The following is a 24203-nucleotide window of genomic DNA, read 5'->3' as shown; positions in this document are numbered from 1 at the left end:
TGACCGTGTCAGGAGGGGTTTTTATCTTCTTGAACGTGAATTGCCATTCGACTTGCTTGCTGTTCTGCCAGAAAAGAGTATTTTGATGAAACGCAACAGCAGTTTCAGAACCAAAAAAAACATAAAGAATACCAAAAAACCCTTTAAACCCTCAGTGGCATCTAAAAACTCCATATTCCCTCTCCCCGTTACTTTTTGCTGAATTTCAATAGCAAATACGATGACAATGATGACTGTAACGGTATAGATAAAGGACAAGGCTGTCATGCTCCACTTAGAAAGCCATGTAAACACAGCGTGAGTGACGCCGAAAAAGAAAATGCCAAAAATGCCGATCACCCAAAAATGCATCTCTTTGTCGGTTAAATGAATGCCAAACATTCCGCATAATGAAATAAAAGCATCATGAAATTGATTGACCATTTCAGTAATGATAATCGCCAGTTCTTTCATCAGTTCCCTCTTTCATATGAATTTTTCCAGAAAAAAAGAGCGCTTCTGAAAAGCTCTCTCTTTATATATGCATCTGATAGCGCCGCTATTTATTTGCATCATATGCAGGCATAACATCTCTGCGGGGCCACAAGCCTAATTTCTTTACAAGGCCTTGAATCCCTTGGGAATGTTCGTTTTCTTGCATGAGCTGGTGATATTCATTTATTAAACAATCCAGCTCCTGACTGTGTCTGATCGTGTCATGCCCTGTAAATCCCTGCTTTCTAGCGGCATCTATCATTAACTTTCTTTTTTCATCAATAGACACCAACAATCTTTCTTGTTCAGAAGAACCGCCCATTCACTTCACCCCTCGCCGCTAAGAAATAGGAAACAAGTTTGATTGGGTTATTGTGCATTATTACAGATTATACTTTATTTGTAAACATATTTTCATTAAATAAGTTAATTTTTCAGGTATAATAGATATATTGATAGGATTAGAAGAACAATACCCAGGTGAAGAATATCTTAAACACACCGCCAGGCAGGAGGTATGCCCGATGAAGAAAAAGAAAGCAATAATGCTCGGAGCGGCAGGCGGAAAAGCGATTTTAAAAAGGAAAAACCGAAAAAAATGTATCCAGCACATCACTGTTTTTTTTCAAATGCTTCGCGATTGGAGAAACGGCGACTACCCCCGTTCACAGGTTAAAACACTTTTGCTTCTAAGTGCTGCCATCTTGTATATCGCCATGCCGCTCGATATCATTCCAGACGTTATCCTTGGTCTTGGGATCATTGACGATGCAGCTGTTCTAGGTTTGATTTGGACACTGATTAAAAAAGAAATGTCACAATATGAAAAGTGGCGTTTGCAATAAATATAAAAAGCCCCGTTCGATTGAACGGGGCTTTTCCTGCTTATTGATTCACGCTGTCTTTTTCATAAATCGGAACCCAGCCTTCAGTTGTGACAAAGATTCTCACAGCAACAACTTTGCGGTCCTCCTGAAGCGTGAAGTAATGGCGGATATTCTCAGGCACTGAGATTAAATCTCCAGGGTTTAAACGGACATCAAAAAACGTTCCGTCTTTGCCTTGAATAACAAAAATGCCGTGTCCGCTTACGATAAAACGGACCTCATCGTCTGTATGGTGATGCTCTCTTTTAAAGTTCTCAAGCAGTTCATCAAGTTTCGGATTGCTGTCTGACAAGGAGATAACATCCTGTGCTTTATAGCCGCGTCGGGCTGAGATATCTTTAATTTCAGTTTCAAAGGTATCGAGGATTTGCTGTTTTTCTTCTTCTGTCAGATCATATTTCTCTGAAAGCTGTTCAGGAAGCTTTGCGATATCCCATTGCTCATAAATAACCTCTTGACTGTCGAGAAAGCTTGCAACTTCCTCTTGTTTTACAATCGTTGTATTCGCCTCATCATGCATTCGAATTGTTGCCATTTCAGTTCCTCCTTTTATTTAACCAGCTGATGCTGGAGTGTTTTCAATTTCAAATGGTAGCTGAACAAAAATTCATATGCTTCAAGCACTCTTTTTGCTTCAAATACCGTTCTGCCCCAAGCGGTAATACCGTGGTTTCGGATCAGAACAGCTCCTGAATCTTCTGAAACCTCTTCGGCAAACAGTGCCGCGAGTGTCGGAATATGAGCCGGATTTTCAATGATCGGAACGGTCACTTCTGCATTCTCTTCCCACAGGCCGAGCGCTTTTATAATTTCCTGGCCTCTGAATGTGATTTTCTTTTGGTCCCCGTATAGCTCTGAAATCACATTATTGTTTACCGTATGGACGTGCAGGCAGCATCCGGCATTGGTTTTATTGTACAAATGTGTATGCAAGAGCGTTTCTGCTGACGGTTTCAAAGAATGTCCGCTTTCGGCAGGCTCTCCGTTTTGATCTACTAGCAGAAAATCTTCATCCGTTTCTTTTCGTTTATCTTTACCGCTTGCGGTTACGAGAAATGTTAAAGGCTCATCAGTAACCTTAATAGACAGATTGCCGCTAGTCGCCGGAAACCAATCTCGTTCGGCCAATTCCCGTTTTACTTCAGCGAGCTCTCGCCAGCGTTGTTGTTTTGCAGCCATTCCTGTACCTCCGTTACATTCTCAATATCTTTTCTTATCTCAGTAAAATCTTGATACGGAAGATGATTCAGGTTCCGTTCCCGGCATTCGTTTAATAAGTAATCCCTTGCAAAGCAAAGGTCAGACAGCTTTGCCGCCTCCACATCTGTAACCGAATCACCGATCATGATGATATATTGGTTTGGCTCAGAAAGTTCATGTATCACCGACGGCTTGCAGCAGCCGCATTGGTTGCTGCATGTTCCCTTGCAAGAATGAGGCCAGTCAATATGAATATAGTCACTGTCAAATGACGCATGGTTGCAATAAATACGATCTTTCTCCACAATGCCTTCAAGCAATGGATACACAAAAAAGTCCATTCCTCCGCTAACCACATAAAACGGAAGCTCATGCTCCTTGACAAACGCTACAAATTCCCGAAAGCCTTCCCTGATTTTTGCATCTTCCAATACAAACCTTGTAATCTCTTCTTTTAAACTGCTTGGCAGAAGGCCGAACATCCGCCCGACACCTTCCTTGATCGACAGCGTTTTGGAAAGTACGCCGTCTTTTAATGCCGTCCACTCCGGCGGAGCAAAAGTTTTCATGATACTTATAATGTTATCGTTCATTGTGATGGTTCCGTCAAAATCACAAATAATTAAAGGCTTTCGAGTCGTCATACGGCTTCAACCTTTCCCCATTTATCAAGCGCAAGCCTCAGATCCTTACATTGTTCGGCTTTTTCATCAATCGGCTGAGCTTCTAAGACCGCATCAATAATGGCTCTGAATGCTTTACCCCCGCCTTGGGCGCCGTTCGGATGTCCGTGTACGCCTCCCCCGGCGTTAATAATATGATCTATACCGAAATCCCGCATTAAAAGCGGAACCATACCGGGATGAATGCCGGCTGACGGAACGGCAAATGTTTGATGAAAGGCATCCTCTCTCACACATTCTTCGTGAATTGCCAGCGCATCTTCTTTTGGAAGCGCAACCGAACCGTATGGAGATGGGAAGAGACTGAAGTCAGCACCGCAATACCGGTTTAATTTTCCGAGCAAAAGAGCGTGAGAAAAGCCGTAGAACGGTGAAGACGTAAACGCCCCGCTGACCGCTGGATGTGCCATAATCGGGATTGCGATTTCGGGATCTTCCGCTAGGCTTTGCATGACGTCCAAACCGTAAGCGAAGACATTAAACAAAAGCGCATCCGCTCCTAATTCGGCAGCGCGTCTCGCTTTGTCTTTCAGATCAGCCGTACGTCCAGTCAAATTGACAGCATACAGCGTTTTATGCCCGGTTTGCTCATACGTTTCTTTCAATATTTGCTTTCCTTCTGTAATTCTTGTTTCAAAAGGCGCCAGACCTGTCTCAAAGAAAATTTCATCGTCCTTAATCAAGTCAACTCCGCCAAGCGCCTGCTGTCTGAGCTGTTCTATAATATCACTCAGGTCCCTTCCGATAACCCCTTTAAATATGCTCATTAACAGCGGTCTCTCAAACTCTCCCAGCAGCTTCCGAATACCATATACGCCAAACTTCGGTCCCGGCAGTGTGCACTTAAATGCTTCAGAGAAGTGAAGATCGATTAATTTGATTTTCCCGTCCAGCGACAGCTTGCCAAACACTGTTGTCAGCAAAGCCGGAATATCCTGAGAGAAATTCATTTCAGGATAGGCAATTGTGATCACCGCTTGTTTTCCTGATGCAAGAGTTCCCTCTCTCTCCTCGACCTTTATCACCCGTCCCTTGTGCTTTTGCATTTGCTCCTGTTTTACCAGGGGCAGATCAGTCCAGGAGCCTACTGTCAATCCTGTTGCGATTTGTTCTGCTTTTTTCTCTGCATCGGCTCCCGGTTCTGTCAGGAGATATGTTGCTAATAACTCACTCATGCCAGAGCTCCTTTCATTTTCATCCATATAAAAAAACCTCTTCAAACAGCAATCGCGTCTAAAGAGGTTTCGTTTCTCGTCCGAATCTTATCTCTCAGCCGCCAGCTGCAAGAATTAGCACCGTGCTTTACAAGTCGGTTGCCGGGCTTCATCGGGCTCGTCCCTCTGCCTGCTCTTGATAAGAAAATATAGATTTTATAAATTATTTTGAATTATCCCATCGTTATCAGATCTTGTCAATGCTTTTTTGGGTAAACAGGTTCAGTTTCCCAATTCGATAAGCGGCTTCCTTGAGTCTTTCTTCACTTGTCAGCAGTCCGACTCTGACGTAACCCTCACCATATGCACCAAAGCCGTTTCCAGCTGCAACCGCCACATTCGCTTTTTCCAGCAAAAGGTCTGAGAACTGCTCGGAAGTATACCCTTCAGGCACAGGCAGCCATGCAAAAAATGAACCTGCCGGGGCTGTCACATCCCAGCCGATTTCCCGGCATGCCGTGATCCAAGCGTTTCGCCTGCTTTCATATCGGGCATTTTGCTCCGCCACACATGCCTGATCAGCTAACAGTGCCGCCGCTGCAGCTTCCTGAGTCGCTCTGAAAAGGCTGACAAACATATGGTCTTGATAAAGATTAATCGCTTCAATGACCGAAGCGTTTCCGACGGCAAAGCCGACCCGCCACCCTGCCATATTATACGTTTTTGACAGCGTGTAAATTTCAATCCCGATATCCTTCGCACCCTCAGTCTGCAAAAAGCTTAAAGGCTTGCAGCCGTCAAACCCTACAGCGCCGTAAGCAAAATCGTGAACGACACAGATCCCGTTTTCTTTCGCAAAACTCACGGTTTCTTCAAAAAATTCAGAGGTAGCAACAGCTCCGGTCGGATTATTCGGATAATTTAAATACATCAATTTCGCCTGATCCCTCACTTCAGCGGCGATGCTGCTGTAATCAGGAAGAAACGCCCTGTCCTTTACGAGCGGCATCATTTCCATCTTCGCTTTCGCGAGTGTGACACCTGACCAATAATCAGGATAGCCCGGGTCCGGAACTAAAATCGTATCACCAGGATTCAGCAAGCATTGCGGGAGCTCGACCAGACCGGCTTTCCCGCCGAATAATACAGCGACTTCAGTTTCAGGATCAAGATCAATGCCGTATTCTCTTTTATAAAATGCTGCCGCTGCCGACTTCAGACTGTATGAGCCGCGAAAAGACGAATATTTATGATTTTCTGGATCAGCAACGGCTCGTTTCATTTCCTCAACGATATGTTCCGGAGTCGGCTGATCCGGATTTCCCTGTCCGAGGTTAATGACGTCGTGTCCTTCTGCGAGCTTTCGGTTCACTTTCTGCACCAGAGAAGCGAAGAATTGTTTAGGCAATTCCTTCAATACATGAGACTGTTCAAATTTCATCTATTCTCACCTTCTAAAAAATTCTTGAAATAATAGTCCATCATCATATATGGTTAAATGAAAAAAGTAAAGAAAAATTTGGGGTGTTAAAAAGATGAAATGGACGATATCTTGTCTTCAATTTGATATTTCATACGGTAAACCTTCGGAAAATATAAAAAAGGCTGAATTTTTAATCGAAAAAGAAAGTAAACATGCTGATGTTCTTGTTCTTCCTGAATTATGGACGACCGGATATGACCTGTCCAACCTTGATGAGCTCGCTGATGAAGACGGGCGTTCTGCTCAGAACTGGCTGAAGAAAACGGCAAAGAAACATGGCGTTCATATTGTCGCCGGATCGGTCGCTGTCAGAAAGGATTCTGATGTTTATAATACAATGTACATCGCGGATAAGGAAGGACAAATTATTAAAGAGTACAGAAAAGTCCATCTTTTTCAGCTGATGGATGAGCATGTGTATTTATCAGCCGGTTCCGAAGACGGCTACTTTGAGCTAGATGGCGTCAAAAGCTCAGGACTGATCTGTTACGATATCCGTTTTCCGGAGTGGATCAGAAAACATACGACAAAAGGAGCCAACGTGCTGTTTATTTCTGCGGAATGGCCCCTTCTCCGCCTTGATCATTGGAAAAGCCTGCTTATTGCGCGGGCCATTGAGAATCAATGCTTTGTCGCTGCCTGCAATTGTACCGGTTCAAATCCAGATAATGAATTTGCCGGGCATAGCCTGATTATTGATCCATGGGGGCGTATACTTGCTGAAGGCGGCCTGGAAGAAGGCATAGTACGTGCGGAAATCGACCTTCAGGAAAGCGTTGAAGTGCGGGAGAGCATTCCTGTTTTCGATGATATCAGAAAAGATTTATATTAAAAAATATATTGACAACTTAATAAAACACCTGTTACTATGTTCATCAACTGATAAATTAGAATTGTTTAACAAGTGAATATATTCTCTTATCGAGAGTTGGGCGAGGGATTTGGCCTTTTGACCCCAACAGCAACCGACCGTAATTCCATTGTGAAATGGGGCGCATCTTTTTCGCGCCGAGACGCTCGTCTCTTAAGGCACGGTGCTAATTCCTTCAGATCTGATCTGAGAGATAAGAGAGGCGGACATAGATGTTAAGCCTCCTTCTCTCTGAGAAGGAGGCTTTTTTACGGCCATTCAGCTGCAAACATATCAAAGAGATTACATAATTGGAGGTTATGACAATGGCAGTCACAAAAACACCTTTATACGAAACGTTAAATGAAAGCTCCGCTGTGGCACTTGCGGTGAAGCTTGGCTTATTTCCAAGCAAAAGCACGCTGACATGCCAGGAGATCGGCGACGGCAATTTAAATTACGTTTTTCATATTTATGATCAAGAACATGACAGAGCGTTGATCATTAAACAGGCAGTTCCTTATGCAAAAGTGGTCGGAGAAAGCTGGCCGCTGACAATCGATCGCGCAAGAATTGAAAGCAGTGCTCTCATACGCCAGGGCGAGCATGTCCCTCATCTGGTTCCAAGAGTGTTTTATTCTGATACAGAATTGGCGGTTACCGTTATGGAGGATCTTTCTCACCTGAAAATCGCAAGAAAAGGACTCATTGAGGGGGAATATTATCCGCACCTGTCACAGCACATCGGTGAATTTTTAGGAAAAACACTTTTCTACTCATCAGATTACGCGCTTGAACCCAAGGTGAAAAAACAGCTTGTTAAACAATTTACAAATCCGGAGCTGTGCGACATAACGGAAAGACTTGTCTTTACAGATCCTTTCTTTGATCATGACACAAATGACTTTGAAGAAGAGCTTCGGCCTTTTGTCGAGAAGCTGTGGAATAATGACAACGTCAAAATCGAAGCCGCTAAGCTGAAAAAGTCGTTTTTAACATCTGCAGAAACATTGATTCATGGTGATTTGCATACAGGAAGCATTTTCGCCAGCGAACATGAAACAAAGGTGATTGATCCTGAATTTGCTTTTTACGGACCGATCGGCTTTGATGTAGGCCAATTTATTGCCAACTTATTCTTGAACGCACTCGGCCGTGACGGGGCTGACAGAGGGCCGTTATATGAACATGTTAAGCAGGTCTGGGAAACGTTTAAAGAGACGTTTAGTGTAGCCTGGGAGAAGGACAGTCTGGATGTTTACGCCAAAATCGACGGTTACCTTACTGATACGCTCAGTCATATTTTTGAAGAGGCGATCGGGTTTGCGGGCTGCGAGCTGATACGCCGCGCGATCGGACTTGCGCATGTGGCTGATCTGGATACGATCGTGCCGTTTGATAAACGAATCGGCAGAAAACGGCTGGCGCTCGAAACCGGCACAGCTTTTATCGAAAAACGTTCGGAATTCAAAACGATAACGGATGTTATTGAATTATTTAAGTTACTTGTAAAGGAATGATCCATTCATGACCCATTCATTTGCTGTTCCGCGTTCTGTTGAATGGAAAGAAACAGCCATTACCATTTTAAATCAGCAAAAGCTTCCTGATGTGACGGAATATCTGGAGCTGACGACGAAAGAGGATGTATTTGACGCCATTGTCACGCTCAAAGTAAGAGGCGCTCCGGCCATCGGCATTACAGCTGCCTTCGGACTTGCGCTTGCTGCAAAAGACATCGAAACAGATGATGTCACGGAATTCCGCCGCAGACTGGATGACATCAAACAGTATTTAAACAGCTCACGGCCTACCGCCATTAATTTATCATGGGCGCTTGAGAGACTGAGTCATTCGATCGAAAACGCCATTTCCGTAAATGAAGCAAAAACAAACCTTGTCCATGAAGCGATTCAGATTCAGGTCGAAGATGAGGAAACGTGCCGAATGATCGGCCAAAACGCCCTGCAGCTTTTCAAAAAAGGCGACCGGATTATGACGATCTGCAATGCCGGCTCTATCGCGACAAGCCGTTATGGAACGGCACTCGCTCCATTTTACTTAGCCAAACAAAAGGATTTGGGATTGCATATTTATGCTTGTGAAACAAGACCTGTCCTTCAAGGTTCACGCCTTACTGCGTGGGAGCTGATGCAGGGAGGCATTGATGTCACTCTAATCACAGACAGCATGGCCGCCCATACGATGAAGGAAAAACAAATTTCCGCTGTCATCGTCGGAGCTGATCGAATTGCAAAGAACGGTGATACGGCAAATAAAATCGGAACATACGGTCTCGCGATTTTAGCAAACGCCTTTGATATTCCGTTTTTTGTCGCCGCACCATTATCTACATTTGATACGAAAGTGAAAAGCGGCGCTGATATCCCGATAGAGGAACGGGATCCCGAGGAAGTAAGGCAGATTTCCGGAGTCCGGACCGCACCAACCGACGTGCCTGTCTTTAATCCTGCTTTTGACATTACGCCCCATGATCTCATTTCAGGAATCATCACAGAAAAAGGGATTATGACCGGTTCGTATGAAGAAGAAATTGAACAGCTGTTCAGAGGCGAAAAGGTTTACTAAAAAACCGCTGCACTTTGCTCATTTTGGGCCGAGTCAGCGGTTTTTTTGTTTGTTTTTATTCATATTGATGATTTCATCTTTTTGAGCGCTTGATAAGATATGCAGTTTCACAAACAGTTTGGCAAAAACGGCAATTTTCTCAGAGCGGCTCGGCTTCAATTGCTTTGTCCTCCTTTTTCATCAGACCAACTTTTTTAACTTAATAAAATGATATGTCGGCCGTGAAAAAAGGGAACGTGCCATATGTTTTATTTTTCTTTGTAGGAGATTTGCTCGATGTTCAGCAAAAATGCTTTGATATCAGTTTTGCTCCCAGCGTACCCTGTTAACGCACTGTTTTTGCCGATCACTCTGTGGCATGGGACAAAAATCGGCAGGTCGTTTCGTTTATTAGCCTGTCCGACTGCGCGCACCGCTTTCGGACTGCCGACCGCAGCGGCGATGTCAGCATAGCTTCGGGATTCTCCGTATGGTATCATCGCCAGCGCTTCCCACACTTTTTGCTGAAAAGGAGTGCCCTTTTGGCTGAGCGGCAGTGAGAATCTCTTTCTTTCGCCGGCGAAATATTCATGAAGCTGTTTTTTGGCCTCTGCCAGATAAGGTGTTTCCATGTGCTCTGTATTCTGAACGCTTTCTTTCCAATCCATCCAATCTTCCTGACTGAGAAATAGACGGGTGATATGTCCATCCTCCTCAGCAATTATAAGTTCCCCGAGCGGCGTTTCCGCTGATGTATAGTAGTTCATTCATCAATCCTTCTTTCTTCAGCATTCTGTCTGACGGGAAGCGTAAGATGGAAAACGGTGCCCTTCCCTTCTTCACTTTCTACCATGATTTCGCCTTGATGCTCTTCAATAATTTTATAGCTTACCATAAGCCCAAGTCCAGTTCCCCGTTCCTTTGTCGTATAAAACGGTTCACCAAGGCGCTTTAATTTATCTTCTGTCATTCCGATTCCCTCGTCTTTTAAGGAGATGAGAACATGATCTTGATCCAATGTCCTTATCGTCACAAAAATGTTTCCGCCGTCAGGCATCACTTCGATGGCATTTTTTAATATATTGATAAATACTTGTTTCAGCTGATTCGGTTCACAGTAGATCGGTGGGATGTCGCCAATTAGCTCAAGATGCATTTGCACGTTGCTAAGATTTGCTTGCGCGTTGAGAAGGTCTATGGTGTCTCTCATAATTTGGGTAACATGTTTTTCTTCATACATAATGGCCTGGGGCTTGGCTAAAATCAAGAATTCGGTGATGATGGATTCGATGCGCTTTAGTTCTGAGGTGATCACATTGAAGTAAAGGGCGTAGTCTCCCTCCACACTTCCTTTCAGGAGCTGAATGAAGCCTTTAAGAGCTGTCATCGGATTTCTGATTTCATGAGCGATGCCTGCAGCGAGTTCGCCGACAACATGAAGGGTATCTGACTTGCGCAGGCGTTCCTCCAGTTCTTTTCGCTCTGTTACGTCTTTAAAGATGGCCAGGTTCATATTTTGAATAATATTTCGTTTAAATGAGAATTCCAATTTTCTGTTGTCATTGCTGCTCAGCAAAAACGGAATTTCGTTGTCCATTTCATCAAAATTAATCTGCCTTGCCGGCGAAGCAAGGTTTTCTATTTCATATGAAGAAATAATATCTAATAGGCTGTGCTGTTTAATCTCTTCATGTGACAGGCCTAAAATATGGCTTGCTAACGGGTTGGCGTCGATGATCCGGTATTGATTGTCGAACAATACATTGCCGTCCATTGAGCCGTTGAACACTTTTCTGAATTTCAGCTCGCTTTCCCGAAGCTCCTTTTCCATCCGCTTTCTGTCGCTGACATTTCTTAAAATCGTTAAATGCTGGTTTTCAAGTATTGTCCGCTTTGAAGTAAATTCGAGTTCTTTGAACTGCCCGTTCCCCATTTGAAACAGCAGCTCTTCTCTGATCTCTCCGTATTTTGCGTATTTCCTCTTTGTTATGCTGTATTTCTGCTGTGAGTCAACGAGAAAATCACACAGCCTTCGTTTCAACAGCAGATTCATCGGCAGCTCAAAGATTTTACAGGCTGACTGATTCGCCTTTACGATTCTTCCGTCATTCGACCAGATGATAATGGCGTCCATCGCATTTTCAAATATTTCTCTAAATCGCTCCTCACTTTTAAAGAGCTGCAGCTCCATAGACCGCTTCTCTGTGATATCCCTCATAATGGACATGTAAAAACCGCTGATGATGTTTGAAGTAATCGTGAATTCAAATAGCTTTTGGACTCCTGAACGAAGCTTGACGGGCAGCTCACCCTTCGCTTTTCCCTTGCGGTTGAGCGCCTTCCATATATTATCAAAGTCTTTTCGTGAGCCGCTGTCTATGAACTCATACAACGATAAATGAGACAGCTCATTTTGATTGATTTCAAAGCTTTTACAGAAGGACAAATTGGCATCAATAAAACCGCCATCTTTATCAAAAAGGACGATTCCGTCAACAGCTCTGTCAAACAAGTCCTTAAAAAGCTGTTCATTCATAGAGAATTCCCGCTCCAGAATCTTCTTGGAAGATATGTCTCTCATGACAACAAAAAAGAAATCCTCGCCTATCCCTCTTTTGGCCAGAAACTCTATGTATTTTGTCGCCCCGCCATCAAGCCTGATCGGAACCTCCTTCCACAGGAAACCTTTCTTAAAAAACTTCTTTACGGCAAGATTCAGCTCATCCTTTGGGATTGAAAACAAAAAATCCAAAACGGAACGCTTTTTCAAATCTTCCGAATCAACTTGAAGCATCCTCTCCGTCGCTTCATTCGCCTGAACGATCCGCATTTCATTATCACATATAAAAATAGCATCGAGCGTATTGTTGACAATCACTTGATGCTGATTCAATTCCTTTTTCAGCTGGACATTTTCTTCTTTGAGACGCTTCAGTTCTTCCTGCAGCTCTGAATTTGTCTGGACACCAAGAGTTTCCATACGTGTACACTCCTTCTTCAAAACCTATCCCTCAATATTTCTACAAAATGCGGGAACTTCCTTCATTTGCCCTATAAATTTCAGAAAATTTCAGCGCGGTTACATAACGAAGACATTTTCTACGATCCTTACCGTCACTTTACATCGTCCTAACAATCAGCGGTTTTTTAGATTCCTTTTTCATCTTTTATTTTAAAATATATACCAACAGGGAATAATCTCTTAGTGACTGATTAAAGAGAAGGTGATGCTATGAGTAAATCGCGGGACAGTTATTTCGATAATGCAAAATTCTTATTGATATTCCTTGTTGTATTCGGTCATATTCTTCGATCTTTTATTAATGATAACAACTTTATGCTCTACCTCTACAAGTTCATTTACACATTCCACATGCCTGCCTTTATTCTCGTATCCGGATATTTCGCGAAAGGCTTTAAACGCGCGGGATATGTGAAAAAGCTGGCGGTCAAGCTGATTATTCCGTATTTGATTTTCCAAATCATTTATTCCGTCTTTTATTACATTATGCAAGACGAAAGTATGGCAAATGTGAATCCGATTGATCCGCAATGGTCGTTATGGTTTCTCGTCAGCTTATTCTTTTGGAATCTGCTGCTTTATCCTTTTTCAAAGCTTTCTAAGCTGTGGGCGCTGTTTGTCAGCTGCGGAATTGCCGTGCTGATCGGCTATCTTGACTTTGTCAGCAGCACGCTGAGCTTGTCGCGGACATTTGTATTCTTACCGATGTTCCTTGTCGGGTTTTATTTAAATAAACATCATTTTGATTTACTGAGATCAAAACGAGGCAAACAAATTGCGACCGGGGTGCTTGCCGCCGTATTCGTCATCTGCTGGGGCATTGATTTTGACTATTCTTTTCTGTTCGGCTCTAAACCGTATTCTTCATTTGGAGACGTTACCCTGGCTAGCGGCCTGATCAGGATCGGCTGGTATGTACTCGCCTTCGCATCTACTTTCAGCTTTTTAGCGCTCGTTCCGCAAAAACGCTATTTCTTTACAAAATGGGGCACGCGGACCTTTTACGTCTATCTGCTTCATGGGTTTATTATTAAAACGCTGCGGCAGGTCGGTCTTGAGGATCAGCTTACTGACTATCAGAACTTAGTCATTCTATTACTTTTAACCGCTGCCCTTACGTCCGTTCTCTCCAGCAATTTTGTTAAGACAGTTGCTCAGCCCTTCATTGAGCTGCGAATGACCAGCTTATTGCAATTCGTCAGGGGAAGCAGCAAAAATGCTTATTTAAAATAGAAAAGCACCTCTTAAGCGGAACGCCGCCTAAGAGGTCTTTTTTTATTTTTGTTTTTTCTCTTTTTTCTTTTTAGGCTTTGTGACTTCTAGCGTTTCGATGATTTTTCCGGCATTGTAATCCCCAAATTCACTTGAGAATTCTTCCTCCAGCACCTTCTTATTCATAGGCTTTTTATGATTTTGCATATCTTTGCTATGACGGTTTTTCTTCAAAATCACATGCCTCCTTGCTGACCCTGTTTGGAATTGCGGTTTGCACCCCTAAAATTCGGTTCGTCATGATACTGTGTCTTATATGAATTTGGGTCCATGCTCTCGGTAGGTGTATTGTTATTTTTAATGGCTTCATTCACTTCAGCTTTGCGCTTCATACGAATCCTCCTCGCCAGTTTTCAGACATTTTATTTCATTAAAGGTACAAGATCCTTAAGCTGCACCTGTTGATGTTAGGTTCTCCAACTGAAACGGCGTCACACATCTTTTTTTTGGCAATCAAAAAAACACCGCAAAACATGCGGTGTTTTTTCTATCCGATAATCACTCTTTCCTTCGGATAATGATAATTCGCTTCGATTTCCTTTCTTCCGATCAGGTACAGGAAGGTCAGGATGCCGATTCGCCCGATAAACATCACAATCATAATGACGCATTTTCCAACGTTGCTCAAATCAGCAGTAATGCCAAGCGACAGTCCGGTTGTGCCGAATGCCGAACACACTTCAAACAACAGCTCCGGCAGAGAATGCTTTTCTGTGATGGTCAGGATAAGTGTCGCGCCAAAAACGAGCAGGATTGCCATCATCGTGACAACAAGCGACTTCATGAGATCTGCAGGGTGGAGCTCCCGCTTGAATACCTTTACCGCTTTATTGCCGCGGGCAAAATGAAACAGCGCAAGAAGGTTCAGAGCGAAAGTCGTTGTCCGTATGCCTCCCCCGACTGAGCTTGGCGACGCTCCGATAAACATCAGCGCGCAAACAAAAAATATTGTAGCATCTGATAATTGGCTGATATCAATGGTTGCCAGCCCCCCGCTTCGGGTTGCCGTTGATTGAAACAGGGACAGAAACAAAATGTCATGCCATGACTTTCCCGCAAACGCGTGGTTTGCTTCCAGGATATAAATGCCGATGGCTCCAAACAAGACGAGTGAGCCGAACGTAACGGTCGTGATTTTCGTAAAAAGTGTAAACGGGTATCTCCGATGCTTTGAAAACAAGAAATCCTTTACTTCGACAAGCACGGGAAATCCAATTGCTCCAAATACAATTAAAAGCATTGTAATAAACTGCACAAAATAATCGTGGCGGAATGGAATCATGGAACTGCCGGTAATATCAAATCCGCCATTTGTGGTTGCGCTGATACTGGCAAAAAATCCGTGTAAATAAGCTTCCTGATAGGAATCATAGTAGGTTAAGAAATAGGTGCCGAGTATGAGCCCGCCAAAAAATTCAATCCACAAGATCAGAAAAAGAACCTGCTTCATGAGATTGACAATCCCTGAAAACTGGGATTGGTTTTGGTCAACCATAATCAATTTACGTTCTTTCAGCCCGATTCGTTTTCCCATGATCAGCCAAATAAACGTTCCGAGCGTCATAATCCCGATTCCGCCAAATTGCAGAACAAATGCCAATATAAAAATACCTATTGTGCTGAATGTGTCAGCTGTATCAACTACCGTCAGCCCCGTCACGCTGACTGAACTGACAGCCGTAAACAGCGCATCAATAAACGTCCAGTCCGCCCCCGGTTTATGGGCCGCCGGCAGACTCAGCAATATAACGGCCACAGTAACTGCAAGAAAATAATATAATGCAATCAGCTGGGCTGGAGATAGTGCCTGTATCAGTTTTCCAAGCTTAAATTTCATGTAAAATCCTTCTGCCTCTCTTTTTAGATACGGTAATTATTCTAAAGATATTAGGTCCATTTTTAAAGGCTTTTACGAAACATTTTCTTAACTTGCTTCATTTTTTATCGTTTTAGTCAAAGGAATAAAAAAAACCTCTGAGGATTGTCTCAGAGGAATGTTGTTATTTCGCTTCTAACCGTCTGATTCGCTCATCTAAATCAGGGTGAGTAGAGAAAAGCGAAGATCGCTTCTTGCCATTAATCTTTAATGTTTGGACAGCTGTCTGATCGTCTTCCATAATGCGGGAAGAATAGCTCTTAAGCGTCCGGAGCGCATGAATCATCTTATCCTTGCCGGCAAGATCCGCTCCTCCCCTGTCAGCATGGAATTCACGATGGCGTGAGTACGCAAACACAACCAGGCTGCCGAGAATGGAAAAGACAATCTGAAAGACAATCATTGCAATAAAATGAACGATCGGCGCAAGATCTTCTTTGACAAAACGGCTCGCAATCCATGCTGCGATACGCGATAAAAAGACGACAAAGGTATTGACGATACCTTGTAAAAGCGTCATTGTCACCATATCACCATTAGCGATATGCGCGACCTCGTGTGCAAGCACACCTTCAACAGCGGCATCATCCATTTGCTCCAGCAGCCCTGACGACACTGCCACGAGGGAACGGCGTTTTGACGGTCCAGTCGCAAACGCGTTCACTTCAGGTGAACGGTAAATTCCGACCTCCGGCATTTTGGTTAAACCGGCAGAGCGGCTTAATCGGTGTACGCGATCAACCAATTGCTGTTCCTCATAACTGAGTGTGTGCTTGTTCGGGTTCAGCACTCTGACACCCATCATCGTCTTTGCCATCCATCTGGACATCGCAAGAGATGTAAAGGAACCGACAAAACCAACGACTAAACTGAACACAAGGAGCGCCATTGGATCGATACCGCCGTCAGCTGTAAAGTACGTTCCGACACCAGTAACAGAGCTTAAAACAGACAAAACGATCCCGATTGTTGTAAGCACCAAAATATTCGTTAAAATAAACAGAAAAATTCTTTTCGCCATAATAACCTCCGTTATTTTAAGATCAAAAGAACCTGTATATTTAATTATAAAACAACCGTTTGAAAATGCAAGTAATTAGACGTATGATGTTAATGTATTGATGACGCTTTAATTTTGAATTCATACATAAACTTATATCTGCGTCAAATTGTTTTGAAGAGGTGAACAATGAACATCTTTAAACTCACTCGAACCGATATGGTGCGGCTGCTATATTCCCTAAAAGGACAAGGAGAAATAAGCCCGCTCGACATTCTCGTCCAATCAGCGAACATGTCAGCAGACAATGCAGCCAATCATCTTGAAATTCCTGAATTTCTTACAAGATACGAACGAAAAAAACAGAAAAAAGAATACGGTCTCTCTACAAACGAAATCGTAGAACTTGGCAACTTATGCGAGCTGACTTCGTTAAAGTCAACCGCGATCCAAAACTGGGTAAAGCGTGATATCAAAGATCTGATCGGACATCCTGAACTGGGCAAAAAATATTCAGTTGAACAGGCAGTCATTCTTTTAATTGTACGTGATTTAAAATCCATTTATGACTTTGAACACATACGGGCTATTTTAAAAGTGGCCTTTAACACCATCTCAGACAGATCCGATGATGTCATCAGCCCGATTGATTATTATGAAAGCTGTGCATATGTGCTTGATGCCATTTATCACCAAGACACGCCTTCTATGAAAGAATCCAATCTGCAGGAGATCGTCGAACAGGAGACAAATCGTCTTCGCCACCGTTTTGAAGAACTGAATGACAGCCAATGGCTTAAAATCAGACAGATCATCGCCATTACAGTACTCTCCATTTTGACTTTCCATATTCAGGCAACTGCACATAAAATGACAGCTGACATTCTATAGTCCCCGGCTAAAGGCCGGGGTTTTCTTATTCTCCACAACAATTGCCAGCATAAATAAACCCCGTACATTTCAAACTAAATACGCGTTAAGAATTTCTTTATAGAAAAAGGAGATGAAAAAGATGGCGAGCAGAAATAAACTCGTTGTTCCAGGGGTGGAGCAGGCACTAGACCAATTTAAACTCGAAGTGGCTCAAGAATTCGGTGTGAACCTTGGTTCTGATACCGTCGCACGCGCTAACGGCTCTGTAGGCGGGGAAATGACAAAGCGTCTGGTACAGCAAGCACAATCACAATTAAATGGCACAACTAAATAAATTCAGGTCATTATTCGCCGGGGTCACTCGGCGAATCTTCAGTTTGAGCTGAATTATTATTACTGCTGTAGCCGTTTGGATTACGGCGGTCAGAAGCGTTATTCCCGCCGGACGAAGAACGATTCTTTCCTTTGTCACCGTTATTCCAGTCCCTGTGATACTGGCTTTGGCCCTTTTCAGCGCTATTTTCCTCATTTCCTTTATCTTGAGGATCTTGTATTGGGGTTTGCTCATGATCCCCATCTTTTTCAGTATTTGTGTTTTCATCTGATTCCTTTACATCTTTATCTTTGTCACTATCATCTGTCTGGTCATCCGTTGTGTCTTCATTCTGTTCACCGGAATCCGTATCATCCAGCCGTTCATTATCTCCTTGCTTGCTGTCCTCGCCATCTGTTTGATCGATGGTTTCATCCTCATTTCCGGCACTCTTTTGATCCTCTTCCCCGGATGGTTTGCTGGAGTCTTCTTTTGAATCTTTATGATTATTCTTTTCATTTGATTTGATGTAGCTGCCTGTTGAAACGCCTTCCTTCTTCGCTTTTTCCCTCGTTTGCATATCTGACTCGAGAGATTCCATGCGGTATGTCGTTTTATATTTTTCCGTCACATCATTCAGCTGCTTTTTCACAGCGGTTTTATATGTATTATCTTCCGTATTTTCATAAACAGTGGAAATCAATATTTCTTTCGATTCCTTTACATATCCGTGCTCACTGCAGTCGGTTATAATATCGTCAATCACCTTTTTAAAATCAGTCTTCTCCCAATCATCTATATCATTCACGACCTTCTTCCCCTCATCGTTCAGAGGCGTCAGTTCAATCACTTCGTAATCGCTGTTTAACGCCATTTCGAAGCTTGGATTGATATCAATTGTCATATACGCATAGGCTTTATTATTAGAAAAAACGGGGAGAACTATAAAAATAAAAAGCATAATAGCAGTCATCGTAAAAATCCCCATTTTGAAAGGGCGCAGTTTTAAAAAATCAAAAAAGCTGGCCCTTCTGCCCATGCGTGACTCACTCGGAAGCATGATTTCTTCTCCGATTTCATAGCTGTGGCGATCATTTTTGGCTTTTAAAAATTGTCCGTCAGGGGTCAGCAACGTGACGAATTTTCTATTTTTCTCTACTATAATCCCTCTTCTCATGAGTGCAGCACCCCTTTAAGATAATCTTTTAAATAAATATAATCACCTGTAATGATAATACACATCGCAATAATATATTTTCTGTTTCTCTCAATCGTTTTTCGGCTTACAGAGACAAGCTGTTCGAGCTGTTTCACCGGAAGCTGTTTCTTTGTATACAAGATAGCGGCCAATTCTTCATGTTCAACGAGGGTAATCGCCACCTTTATGGCGTTTTGCCTTGCGTCCGCATGTTTTGGAGAGTTTTCAAGCAGCTCCTTAAATGATAAACCATAATCTTTGAGCTGCTTCTGAAAATAGAGAATTTCCTCCCGCCTCTGCTCCTGTTCAATCTGACGGCGGTATTCATCAATGGAAAGCTCGGCTTCAATCAGGCTTTGTGATGACTCCTGATCGTCTCCTTCCTGTAAATCGATGTTTATATTTTGTGCGCTTCTAGCTTCTTTTCTGATGTAATCAATGACTTTTCTTTTTATAATAAGCTCAGCAAATGCGAGCAGAGAATTGCCTTTTTCAGGTGAGTATTTTTCAATAGCTTCATTAAACGCGATCAGTCCGATGCTGAACTCATCGTCTTTTTCATCTATATATCGTTTACAAACGGATGAAACCGTCTTTGCGATAAATGGCTTATATTGCTGTATTAATTCATTTTGCAGATCTTTATTGCCTTTTTGTATACTTTCAACAGTTTTTTCAAGCGTTTGCTTCTTTTTACCCAATTTAAACAAAAGGCTAAGCACTGGTTTCACCTCAGTTCCTCCCTATAACTACTCATTAATGATAGCTAATTTGATAGGGATTCGCAAAGGAGAAAAAGAAATATTAATTTCCAATGTCTCAATTATGACAAACCATTCTGACGTACTATACATGATTTCGTGCCTTTCTAGAGAATTAAGGGGGTTTTATCCGTGTTTTTTGTAACAAAGCTGTTATAAAAATGTTATTTTATTTCGTCCATGAAAACGTTTTAAACATGAAAAGACTCTGCTTTTCAAGCAGAGTCTTTAAGATTACGCCCTTTCCCGGCTGCTGTTTTTTTGTTCGATTTGTGCGCCCTCCGGCTGTTTTTTTGCACCTGACATGAACCAGCCGCAAACCGCGATTGCCGCTAATACACCCCAGAATATCAACTTCCATGTTCCAGAATGGATAAAGTGCTCGGAAACAACCGCTATATCTTGATGAGCAAGTGTATATAAAGCCAGCTTCACTCCGACCCAGCCGACAATCACAAAGGCTGCTGTTTCTAGGCTTGGACGTTCCTTTAATAATTTAACAAACATTGAAGCCGCAAACCGCATAATCACCAGGCCGATGATACCTCCGGCCAAAATGACGATGAATTGTCCTCCGTCAAGTCCGCCGATCTTCGGAAGCGATGTTCCAGGAAGCGTAACCGCCAGCGCTACTGCCGCTAAGATGGAATCAACCGCAAACGCGATATCTGCCAGTTCAACTTTTAAAACAGTCGGCCAAAAGCCGCTTTGTTTCGTCTCTTTATGCGTGTCTTCTTTCTTAAATACATACCTTTTCAATAGGTGGCTTGCTGAGATATACAGTAAGTAGATCGCGCCAATCGCTTGGACCTGCCATACGTTGACCAAAAAAGAAATCGCGAATAAAGAGCCAAACCGCAGAACAAAAGCCCCTGCCAATCCATAAAATAAAGCCTTTTTTCTTTTTTCCTCAGGCAAATGTTTTACCATTACCGCCATAACCAACGCGTTATCGGCGGCTAAAATGCCTTCCAGCCCGATCAAGACGAGAAGAACCCAACCATACTCTAATAATAATGCTGCATCCATAAATGATACCCTCCCAAAAAAGTTGTTTTCTTTCTCTTCATCCGATCTTATGCCGGCCGGACCATGCAAAAAAGACCTTTGCCGACATAAGGCAAAGGTCTTGCTAGACATGAATTCAGGCATGCCAACAAAGCCGATGGATATGACAATCCATGAAATGACGACTTTGTTTCCGGAAAGCATTCCGGACGCTACTCCCCTTTGGGATTTCAAGAAATATGATATTATACGTCAATGATATGCGCAGTGCGATTATTTGTCAACGTTTATTTTTTAAAAATACAGATAAATGTTCGGAGTGCGTGCGTTTTTTCCTCTTTTTCAACAGCAAGTAAAACACAAACAGCACCAAAATCGCTATCCCGATCGGAAGCATATATTGATCGAGAATAGAGCCGACTTCCTTCCAATTTTCACCGAGTTTCACACCGAGATAAACATATACAAATGTTATCGGGACCATAGCGATGAACGTATAAAGCGAAAACACCCAAACGTTCATTTTTGCAATTCCGCACGGTATGGAGATCAATGTGCGGATGCCTGGCAAGAAACGGCCGCTGAAGGCTACAAAGCCCCCATGCTTTTTGAAAAATTCATCCGACTTATCGAGAGCCTCAGGTTTAATAAAGAGGTACTTCCCAAAACGCTCAAGAAACGGCCTTCCTCCGTATCGCCCTATCCAATACAGCGTGAGCGGGCCGGCCACTCCCCCAAGCGACCCCGCCAAAACGGCGCCGGCAAGCGTCATATCACCTTTAGATACCCAATAACCCGCAAGCGGCAGGACGATTTCAGCAGGGATAAACTCAATACAGAGCGCTAGAAATATTCCAAAATAAGATAAGCTTTTAAATGCTTCTATCCAAGACATAATCAGCTCTTCGATATCCATCACTTCCCCTTTGTCCAAATTTATGTAAAATACATTTTGTTTTTTCGGAAAACGTCAACATGATTTTAACACATTTTTCACGGTCAGCTGAACTAAAAATAAATCTCACATGTATTTCTTGCAATTTCTATAGTCTTAAAGGCTGAAACTCTGCGGTTAAGCAGCCGATATTAAGGAGAGTCAACTAGACTGGAACACACGGGGGGAATCTCCATTTGGAAATACACGTAACGTATAATATAACACTCATATGTTTATCTATTCTAATTGCCTGTGCCGCATCGTACACTTCCCTTGAATTGTCAAGGAAAGTCACCATCAATACAGGTTTAAAAAGCAAAGTTTGGCTGATCAGCGGCTCACTTATTATGGGATTCGGTATTTGGGCAATGCATTTTGTCGGGATGATGGCCATGCATATGGAGATGCCGATGCAATATGAATTCATGCCTTTAATGGCATCCATTGGCGCAGCTGTTTCCGGATCATTTGTATCATTATATTTTGTCAGCCGACACATTCTTACATATTACAGATTGCTTACCGGATCAGTAGTGCTTGGCGCATCTATTGCATCTATGCACTATATCGGAATGTCTTCCATTTCCCGGGTAATGATTATGTACGAACCGATTCTTTTTACAGTTTCAATAATTATTGCAATTGTAGCATCTTTCGTCTCGTTAAAAATATTCTTTGATTTGGCTGTAAAAAAACATTCTGATCATCTTATGTTCTATAAAGTCATCAGTTCGATTGTAATGGGTATAGGGATTTCAGGCATGCACTATACGGGGATGCTTGCGGCGACTTTCCACATGGACATGGCACCACCCGGAAGCCATATGGAGGTCCATACGTTTCATTGGTCGATTTTTGTTACGTTACTCATTTTCTGTATACAAACGCTATTATTATTCAGTTCCCATGCCGACCGAAAGTTTATTAAACAGAGCGAACGCATAAAAGATAACGAACAGAGGTTTCAGTCTTTAATCATTCACAATATTGATGCCATTTTTATTTTGTCATTAGAAGGAGAGATTATATCATCCAATCATGCTGGTGAGGACATGGTCAGCAAATTTGGATTTAGCATGCACGATTGGAGAAACTATACATCGCAGAAGATTAAGCTCCTTTTTGAGCAAGTCAAAAAAGAGAAACAAGCCATTAACAGCGATAGCGACCTTACCACTGAAAAAGGCCAGTTCCACTTAAATATTACGCTCATACCCGTTGAGGTCAATCAAGAGCTGGACAGCATTTATGTCATCTGCAAGGACATGACAAAGCAGTATAGAGCAGAAAAAGAAATCCATAGAATGGCTCATTACGATTCGCTAACAGATTTACCCAACAGACGGCACGCCATCTCGCACTTAACAGAGGTGCTGAATCGTGAGTATACCTTAAATTATAACACCGTTGTATTCTTTCTGGACTTAAACCGCTTTAAAGTGATTAACGATGCACTAGGACATAATGTCGGCGATCAGCTGCTTCAGCTGGCAGCTAGACGTCTGTCTTCTGTTGTCCCTGATAATGGATTTATCGCCCGCCTTGGCGGAGATGAATTTATTATCATATTGACGGACGCCAATACCAGAACAGGCGAAGCAGATGTTTTAGCAAGAAAAATTATCCAAAAATTCAAAAAGCCATTTAAAATCCAGGATCACACGCTTGTCACATCTGTCAGTATCGGGATTGCGATATCACCGAAAGACGGGACGGACGGCCTTGAATTGATGAAAAAAGCAGATATGGCGATGTATGCCGCTAAAGAACGAAACAAAAGCAAATACAGATACTATTCTTTTTCAATCGGCAACAAAGAAACCGTCAAGCTTAACCAAGAGATGGTGCTCAGAGAAGCCATAGAAAACAATCGATTTGTCTTGCATTATCAGCCTCAATTCAGTACAAAAAATCAAAGAATGACGGGTGCCGAAGCACTAATACGCCTTGTCACCCCCGATGGGCAGCTGTGTCCGCCCGGAGAATTCATTGGTGTTGCTGAAGAGACGGGTCTCATTATTGATATCGGAAAGTGGATAATAGATGAAGCCTGCAAGCAGGCAAGGGCTTGGTATGACAAAGGCTTTGATCTTTCTGTCGCTATTAATATTTCCGCCAGACAGTTTCAATCCGAAGATCTGATTCCCCTGATCAAGGACACGCTAATGAAATACCAGCTTCCTCCGCAGCTTCTTGAAGTTGAAGTGACAGAAAGCATGACAATGGACAATCTCGATCACTCCAAAAAGGTTTTGTCGTCTTTAACGGAATTAGGAATCAGAATCAGTATTGACGATTTCGGAACGGGGCACAGTTCTCTTAGCTATTTGAAGGATTTTCCGATTCACAGGCTGAAAATCGACAAATCGTTTATCGATGATATTCAAACCCATCCGAAATCAGAGCAAATTACCGGGGCTATTATTGCCATGGGCCATCAGCTGTCTTTGCAGGTGATTGCTGAAGGCGTGGAAAATTCAGCTCAAAAACAGCTTCTTTACGAAAAAGGCTGTGACCATTTACAGGGCTTCTATTTCAGCAAGCCGATACCGCCGGAACAACTCGAACAATTAATTCTCGAACAGCCGCCGCAATAACAGTGCCGGCTGTTTTTTTACCCATAAGTTGCTACACATGAATCGTA

Annotated in this window: 26 protein-coding genes and 2 riboswitches; of the genes, 8 read left to right on the top strand and 18 right to left on the bottom strand. The window is 42.8% G+C overall.

Going from position 1 to position 24203, the window contains the following annotated elements:
* Positions 1 to 21 precede the first annotated feature (21 nt).
* Both LWH95_RS11490 and spo0E read right to left on the bottom strand, forming a co-directional pair.
* Entirely contained in the window at positions 22 to 453 is a 432-nt protein-coding gene (locus LWH95_RS11490) for a hypothetical protein (RefSeq protein WP_019258237.1), read from the bottom strand.
* Between the two features lie 85 nt (positions 454 to 538).
* A complete protein-coding gene (gene spo0E / locus LWH95_RS11485; protein WP_003218598.1) occupies positions 539 to 796 on the bottom strand; it encodes an aspartyl-phosphate phosphatase Spo0E in 258 nt (85 codons plus the stop codon).
* A gap of 202 nt (positions 797 to 998) precedes the next feature.
* Here spo0E and LWH95_RS11480 point away from each other — a divergent pair, with 202 nt between their 5' ends.
* Entirely contained in the window at positions 999 to 1319 is a 321-nt protein-coding gene (locus LWH95_RS11480) for a YkvA family protein (RefSeq protein ID WP_003238991.1), read from the top strand.
* Between the two features lie 40 nt (positions 1320 to 1359).
* Here LWH95_RS11480 and mtnD read toward each other — a convergent pair whose 3' ends face one another.
* The 5 genes from mtnD to mtnE all read right to left on the bottom strand — a co-directional run bounded on the left by mtnD (position 1360) and on the right by mtnE (position 5839).
* Positions 1360 to 1896 carry an acireductone dioxygenase gene (mtnD, locus tag LWH95_RS11475; RefSeq protein ID WP_232919630.1) on the bottom strand — a complete coding sequence of 179 codons (537 nt, stop codon included), beginning with the start codon at positions 1894 to 1896 and terminating at the stop codon, positions 1360 to 1362.
* A 14-nt stretch (positions 1897 to 1910) separates the two neighbouring features.
* Positions 1911 to 2540, bottom strand: a complete 630-nt coding sequence (locus LWH95_RS11470) for a methylthioribulose 1-phosphate dehydratase (RefSeq protein ID WP_232919629.1) — start codon at positions 2538 to 2540, stop codon at positions 1911 to 1913.
* Positions 2498 to 3205 carry a 2-hydroxy-3-keto-5-methylthiopentenyl-1-phosphate phosphatase gene (gene mtnX / locus LWH95_RS11465; RefSeq protein WP_232919628.1) on the bottom strand — a complete coding sequence of 236 codons (708 nt, stop codon included), beginning with the start codon at positions 3203 to 3205 and terminating at the stop codon, positions 2498 to 2500. The genes LWH95_RS11470 and mtnX overlap by 43 nt, the downstream gene beginning before the upstream one ends.
* A complete protein-coding gene (gene mtnW / locus LWH95_RS11460; RefSeq protein WP_232919627.1) occupies positions 3202 to 4419 on the bottom strand; it encodes a 2,3-diketo-5-methylthiopentyl-1-phosphate enolase in 1218 nt (405 codons plus the stop codon). Before mtnW ends, mtnX begins: the two co-directional genes overlap by 4 nt.
* 84 nt (positions 4420 to 4503) lie before the next feature.
* Positions 4504 to 4604, bottom strand: a riboswitch (SAM riboswitch).
* 41 nt (positions 4605 to 4645) lie between these two features.
* Positions 4646 to 5839: a methionine-glutamine aminotransferase gene (gene mtnE / locus LWH95_RS11455; RefSeq protein WP_003238996.1), complete on the bottom strand. Its 1194-nt coding sequence runs from the start codon at positions 5837 to 5839 to the stop codon at positions 4646 to 4648.
* A 94-nt stretch (positions 5840 to 5933) separates the two neighbouring features.
* Between mtnE and LWH95_RS11450 the strand changes: the two genes are divergently transcribed.
* From LWH95_RS11450 to mtnA, 3 genes are all read left to right on the top strand, one after another.
* Entirely contained in the window at positions 5934 to 6713 is a 780-nt protein-coding gene (locus tag LWH95_RS11450) for a carbon-nitrogen family hydrolase (RefSeq protein WP_232919626.1), read from the top strand.
* 83 nt (positions 6714 to 6796) lie between these two features.
* Positions 6797 to 6952: riboswitch (SAM riboswitch) on the top strand.
* 105 nt (positions 6953 to 7057) lie between these two features.
* On the top strand, positions 7058 to 8251 hold the full coding sequence (gene mtnK / locus LWH95_RS11445; protein ID WP_232919625.1) for an S-methyl-5-thioribose kinase: 1194 nt from the start codon (positions 7058 to 7060) through the stop codon (positions 8249 to 8251).
* A 7-nt stretch (positions 8252 to 8258) separates the two neighbouring features.
* Positions 8259 to 9320, top strand: coding sequence for an S-methyl-5-thioribose-1-phosphate isomerase (gene mtnA, locus LWH95_RS11440; protein ID WP_232919624.1), 1062 nt, complete (start codon positions 8259 to 8261; stop codon positions 9318 to 9320).
* A 33-nt stretch (positions 9321 to 9353) separates the two neighbouring features.
* On the opposite strand, the gene LWH95_RS11435 is transcribed toward mtnA, so the two are convergent.
* The 3 genes from LWH95_RS11435 to kinE form a co-directional block, all read right to left on the bottom strand.
* On the bottom strand, positions 9354 to 9479 hold the full coding sequence (locus LWH95_RS11435) for a hypothetical protein (protein ID WP_003239001.1): 126 nt from the start codon (positions 9477 to 9479) through the stop codon (positions 9354 to 9356).
* A gap of 89 nt (positions 9480 to 9568) precedes the next feature.
* Positions 9569 to 10066: a methylated-DNA--[protein]-cysteine S-methyltransferase gene (locus LWH95_RS11430; protein ID WP_232919623.1), complete on the bottom strand. Its 498-nt coding sequence runs from the start codon at positions 10064 to 10066 to the stop codon at positions 9569 to 9571.
* Positions 10063 to 12279 (bottom strand): sporulation two-component system sensor histidine kinase KinE, encoded by a 2217-nt coding sequence (gene kinE / locus LWH95_RS11425; protein ID WP_232919622.1) that lies wholly within the window; start codon positions 12277 to 12279, stop codon positions 10063 to 10065. Before kinE ends, LWH95_RS11430 begins: the two co-directional genes overlap by 4 nt.
* Before the next feature lie 252 nt (positions 12280 to 12531).
* Between kinE and LWH95_RS11420 the strand changes: the two genes are divergently transcribed.
* A complete protein-coding gene (locus LWH95_RS11420) occupies positions 12532 to 13554 on the top strand; it encodes an acyltransferase family protein (RefSeq protein WP_060398489.1) in 1023 nt (340 codons plus the stop codon).
* A gap of 42 nt (positions 13555 to 13596) precedes the next feature.
* Here the strand turns inward: LWH95_RS11420 and LWH95_RS11415 are convergent, their stop codons facing one another.
* From LWH95_RS11415 to htpX, 4 genes are all read right to left on the bottom strand, one after another.
* Positions 13597 to 13767, bottom strand: coding sequence for a hypothetical protein (locus tag LWH95_RS11415; protein ID WP_003239006.1), 171 nt, complete (start codon positions 13765 to 13767; stop codon positions 13597 to 13599).
* 2 nt (positions 13768 to 13769) lie between these two features.
* The gene (locus tag LWH95_RS11410) at positions 13770 to 13925 is read right to left on the bottom strand and encodes a hypothetical protein (RefSeq protein WP_232919621.1); all 156 of its coding nucleotides are present in this window, start codon (positions 13923 to 13925) and stop codon (positions 13770 to 13772) included.
* A gap of 155 nt (positions 13926 to 14080) precedes the next feature.
* The gene (ktrD, locus tag LWH95_RS11405; RefSeq protein WP_232919620.1) at positions 14081 to 15430 is read right to left on the bottom strand and encodes a TrkH family potassium uptake protein; all 1350 of its coding nucleotides are present in this window, start codon (positions 15428 to 15430) and stop codon (positions 14081 to 14083) included.
* A 163-nt stretch (positions 15431 to 15593) separates the two neighbouring features.
* On the bottom strand, positions 15594 to 16490 hold the full coding sequence (htpX, locus tag LWH95_RS11400) for a protease HtpX (RefSeq protein WP_148981558.1): 897 nt from the start codon (positions 16488 to 16490) through the stop codon (positions 15594 to 15596).
* A 168-nt stretch (positions 16491 to 16658) separates the two neighbouring features.
* Between htpX and htpK the strand changes: the two genes are divergently transcribed.
* On the top strand, positions 16659 to 17360 hold the full coding sequence (gene htpK, locus LWH95_RS11395; protein ID WP_003239009.1) for a transcriptional regulator HtpK: 702 nt from the start codon (positions 16659 to 16661) through the stop codon (positions 17358 to 17360).
* A gap of 121 nt (positions 17361 to 17481) precedes the next feature.
* The gene (gene sspD / locus LWH95_RS11390) at positions 17482 to 17676 is read left to right on the top strand and encodes an acid-soluble spore protein SspD (RefSeq protein ID WP_003218568.1); all 195 of its coding nucleotides are present in this window, start codon (positions 17482 to 17484) and stop codon (positions 17674 to 17676) included.
* Positions 17677 to 17686: 10 nt separating this feature from the next.
* Here sspD and LWH95_RS11385 read toward each other — a convergent pair whose 3' ends face one another.
* The 4 genes from LWH95_RS11385 to LWH95_RS11370 form a co-directional block, all read right to left on the bottom strand.
* Positions 17687 to 18832 carry an anti-sigma factor domain-containing protein gene (locus LWH95_RS11385; protein ID WP_232919619.1) on the bottom strand — a complete coding sequence of 382 codons (1146 nt, stop codon included), beginning with the start codon at positions 18830 to 18832 and terminating at the stop codon, positions 17687 to 17689.
* On the bottom strand, positions 18829 to 19584 hold the full coding sequence (sigI, locus tag LWH95_RS11380) for an RNA polymerase sigma factor SigI (RefSeq protein ID WP_003239011.1): 756 nt from the start codon (positions 19582 to 19584) through the stop codon (positions 18829 to 18831). Before sigI ends, LWH95_RS11385 begins: the two co-directional genes overlap by 4 nt.
* Before the next feature lie 264 nt (positions 19585 to 19848).
* Positions 19849 to 20643: a TerC family protein gene (locus LWH95_RS11375; RefSeq protein WP_003239012.1), complete on the bottom strand. Its 795-nt coding sequence runs from the start codon at positions 20641 to 20643 to the stop codon at positions 19849 to 19851.
* Positions 20644 to 20902: 259 nt separating this feature from the next.
* Positions 20903 to 21538 (bottom strand): DedA family protein, encoded by a 636-nt coding sequence (locus LWH95_RS11370; RefSeq protein WP_032732166.1) that lies wholly within the window; start codon positions 21536 to 21538, stop codon positions 20903 to 20905.
* A 215-nt stretch (positions 21539 to 21753) separates the two neighbouring features.
* Here LWH95_RS11370 and LWH95_RS11365 point away from each other — a divergent pair, with 215 nt between their 5' ends.
* Positions 21754 to 24156 carry an EAL domain-containing protein gene (locus LWH95_RS11365; protein WP_232919618.1) on the top strand — a complete coding sequence of 801 codons (2403 nt, stop codon included), beginning with the start codon at positions 21754 to 21756 and terminating at the stop codon, positions 24154 to 24156.
* Positions 24157 to 24203: the final 47 nt, after the last annotated feature.

This window comes from Bacillus sp. G16, from assembly GCF_021282335.1.
In the GTDB taxonomy this organism is placed as follows: domain Bacteria; phylum Bacillota; class Bacilli; order Bacillales; family Bacillaceae; genus Bacillus; species Bacillus inaquosorum.
The sequence above is the reverse complement of the archived record's forward strand: the minus strand, read 5'-3'. Positions and strand labels throughout refer to the sequence as shown.

What these genes read in the sequence shown, in the direction of transcription:
- LWH95_RS11490 (WP_019258237.1), bottom strand. Translation starts at nt 453, where the DNA reads ATGAAAGAACTGGCGATTATCATTACTGAAATGGTCAATCAATTTCAT.
- spo0E (WP_003218598.1), bottom strand. Translation starts at nt 796, where the DNA reads ATGGGCGGTTCTTCTGAACAAGAAAGATTGTTGGTGTCTATTGATGAA.
- LWH95_RS11480 (WP_003238991.1), top strand. Translation starts at nt 999, where the DNA reads ATGAAGAAAAAGAAAGCAATAATGCTCGGAGCGGCAGGCGGAAAAGCG.
- mtnD (WP_232919630.1), bottom strand. Translation starts at nt 1,896, where the DNA reads ATGGCAACAATTCGAATGCATGATGAGGCGAATACAACGATTGTAAAA.
- LWH95_RS11470 (WP_232919629.1), bottom strand. Translation starts at nt 2,540, where the DNA reads ATGGCTGCAAAACAACAACGCTGGCGAGAGCTCGCTGAAGTAAAACGG.
- mtnX (WP_232919628.1), bottom strand. Translation starts at nt 3,205, where the DNA reads ATGACGACTCGAAAGCCTTTAATTATTTGTGATTTTGACGGAACCATC.
- mtnW (WP_232919627.1), bottom strand. Translation starts at nt 4,419, where the DNA reads ATGAGTGAGTTATTAGCAACATATCTCCTGACAGAACCGGGAGCCGAT.
- mtnE (WP_003238996.1), bottom strand. Translation starts at nt 5,839, where the DNA reads ATGAAATTTGAACAGTCTCATGTATTGAAGGAATTGCCTAAACAATTC.
- LWH95_RS11450 (WP_232919626.1), top strand. Translation starts at nt 5,934, where the DNA reads ATGAAATGGACGATATCTTGTCTTCAATTTGATATTTCATACGGTAAA.
- mtnK (WP_232919625.1), top strand. Translation starts at nt 7,058, where the DNA reads ATGGCAGTCACAAAAACACCTTTATACGAAACGTTAAATGAAAGCTCC.
- mtnA (WP_232919624.1), top strand. Translation starts at nt 8,259, where the DNA reads ATGACCCATTCATTTGCTGTTCCGCGTTCTGTTGAATGGAAAGAAACA.
- LWH95_RS11430 (WP_232919623.1), bottom strand. Translation starts at nt 10,066, where the DNA reads ATGAACTACTATACATCAGCGGAAACGCCGCTCGGGGAACTTATAATT.
- kinE (WP_232919622.1), bottom strand. Translation starts at nt 12,279, where the DNA reads ATGGAAACTCTTGGTGTCCAGACAAATTCAGAGCTGCAGGAAGAACTG.
- LWH95_RS11420 (WP_060398489.1), top strand. Translation starts at nt 12,532, where the DNA reads ATGAGTAAATCGCGGGACAGTTATTTCGATAATGCAAAATTCTTATTG.
- LWH95_RS11410 (WP_232919621.1), bottom strand. Translation starts at nt 13,925, where the DNA reads ATGAAGCGCAAAGCTGAAGTGAATGAAGCCATTAAAAATAACAATACA.
- ktrD (WP_232919620.1), bottom strand. Translation starts at nt 15,430, where the DNA reads ATGAAATTTAAGCTTGGAAAACTGATACAGGCACTATCTCCAGCCCAG.
- htpX (WP_148981558.1), bottom strand. Translation starts at nt 16,490, where the DNA reads ATGGCGAAAAGAATTTTTCTGTTTATTTTAACGAATATTTTGGTGCTT.
- htpK (WP_003239009.1), top strand. Translation starts at nt 16,659, where the DNA reads ATGAACATCTTTAAACTCACTCGAACCGATATGGTGCGGCTGCTATAT.
- sspD (WP_003218568.1), top strand. Translation starts at nt 17,482, where the DNA reads ATGGCGAGCAGAAATAAACTCGTTGTTCCAGGGGTGGAGCAGGCACTA.
- LWH95_RS11385 (WP_232919619.1), bottom strand. Translation starts at nt 18,832, where the DNA reads ATGAGAAGAGGGATTATAGTAGAGAAAAATAGAAAATTCGTCACGTTG.
- LWH95_RS11375 (WP_003239012.1), bottom strand. Translation starts at nt 20,643, where the DNA reads ATGGATGCAGCATTATTATTAGAGTATGGTTGGGTTCTTCTCGTCTTG.
- LWH95_RS11370 (WP_032732166.1), bottom strand. Translation starts at nt 21,538, where the DNA reads ATGGATATCGAAGAGCTGATTATGTCTTGGATAGAAGCATTTAAAAGC.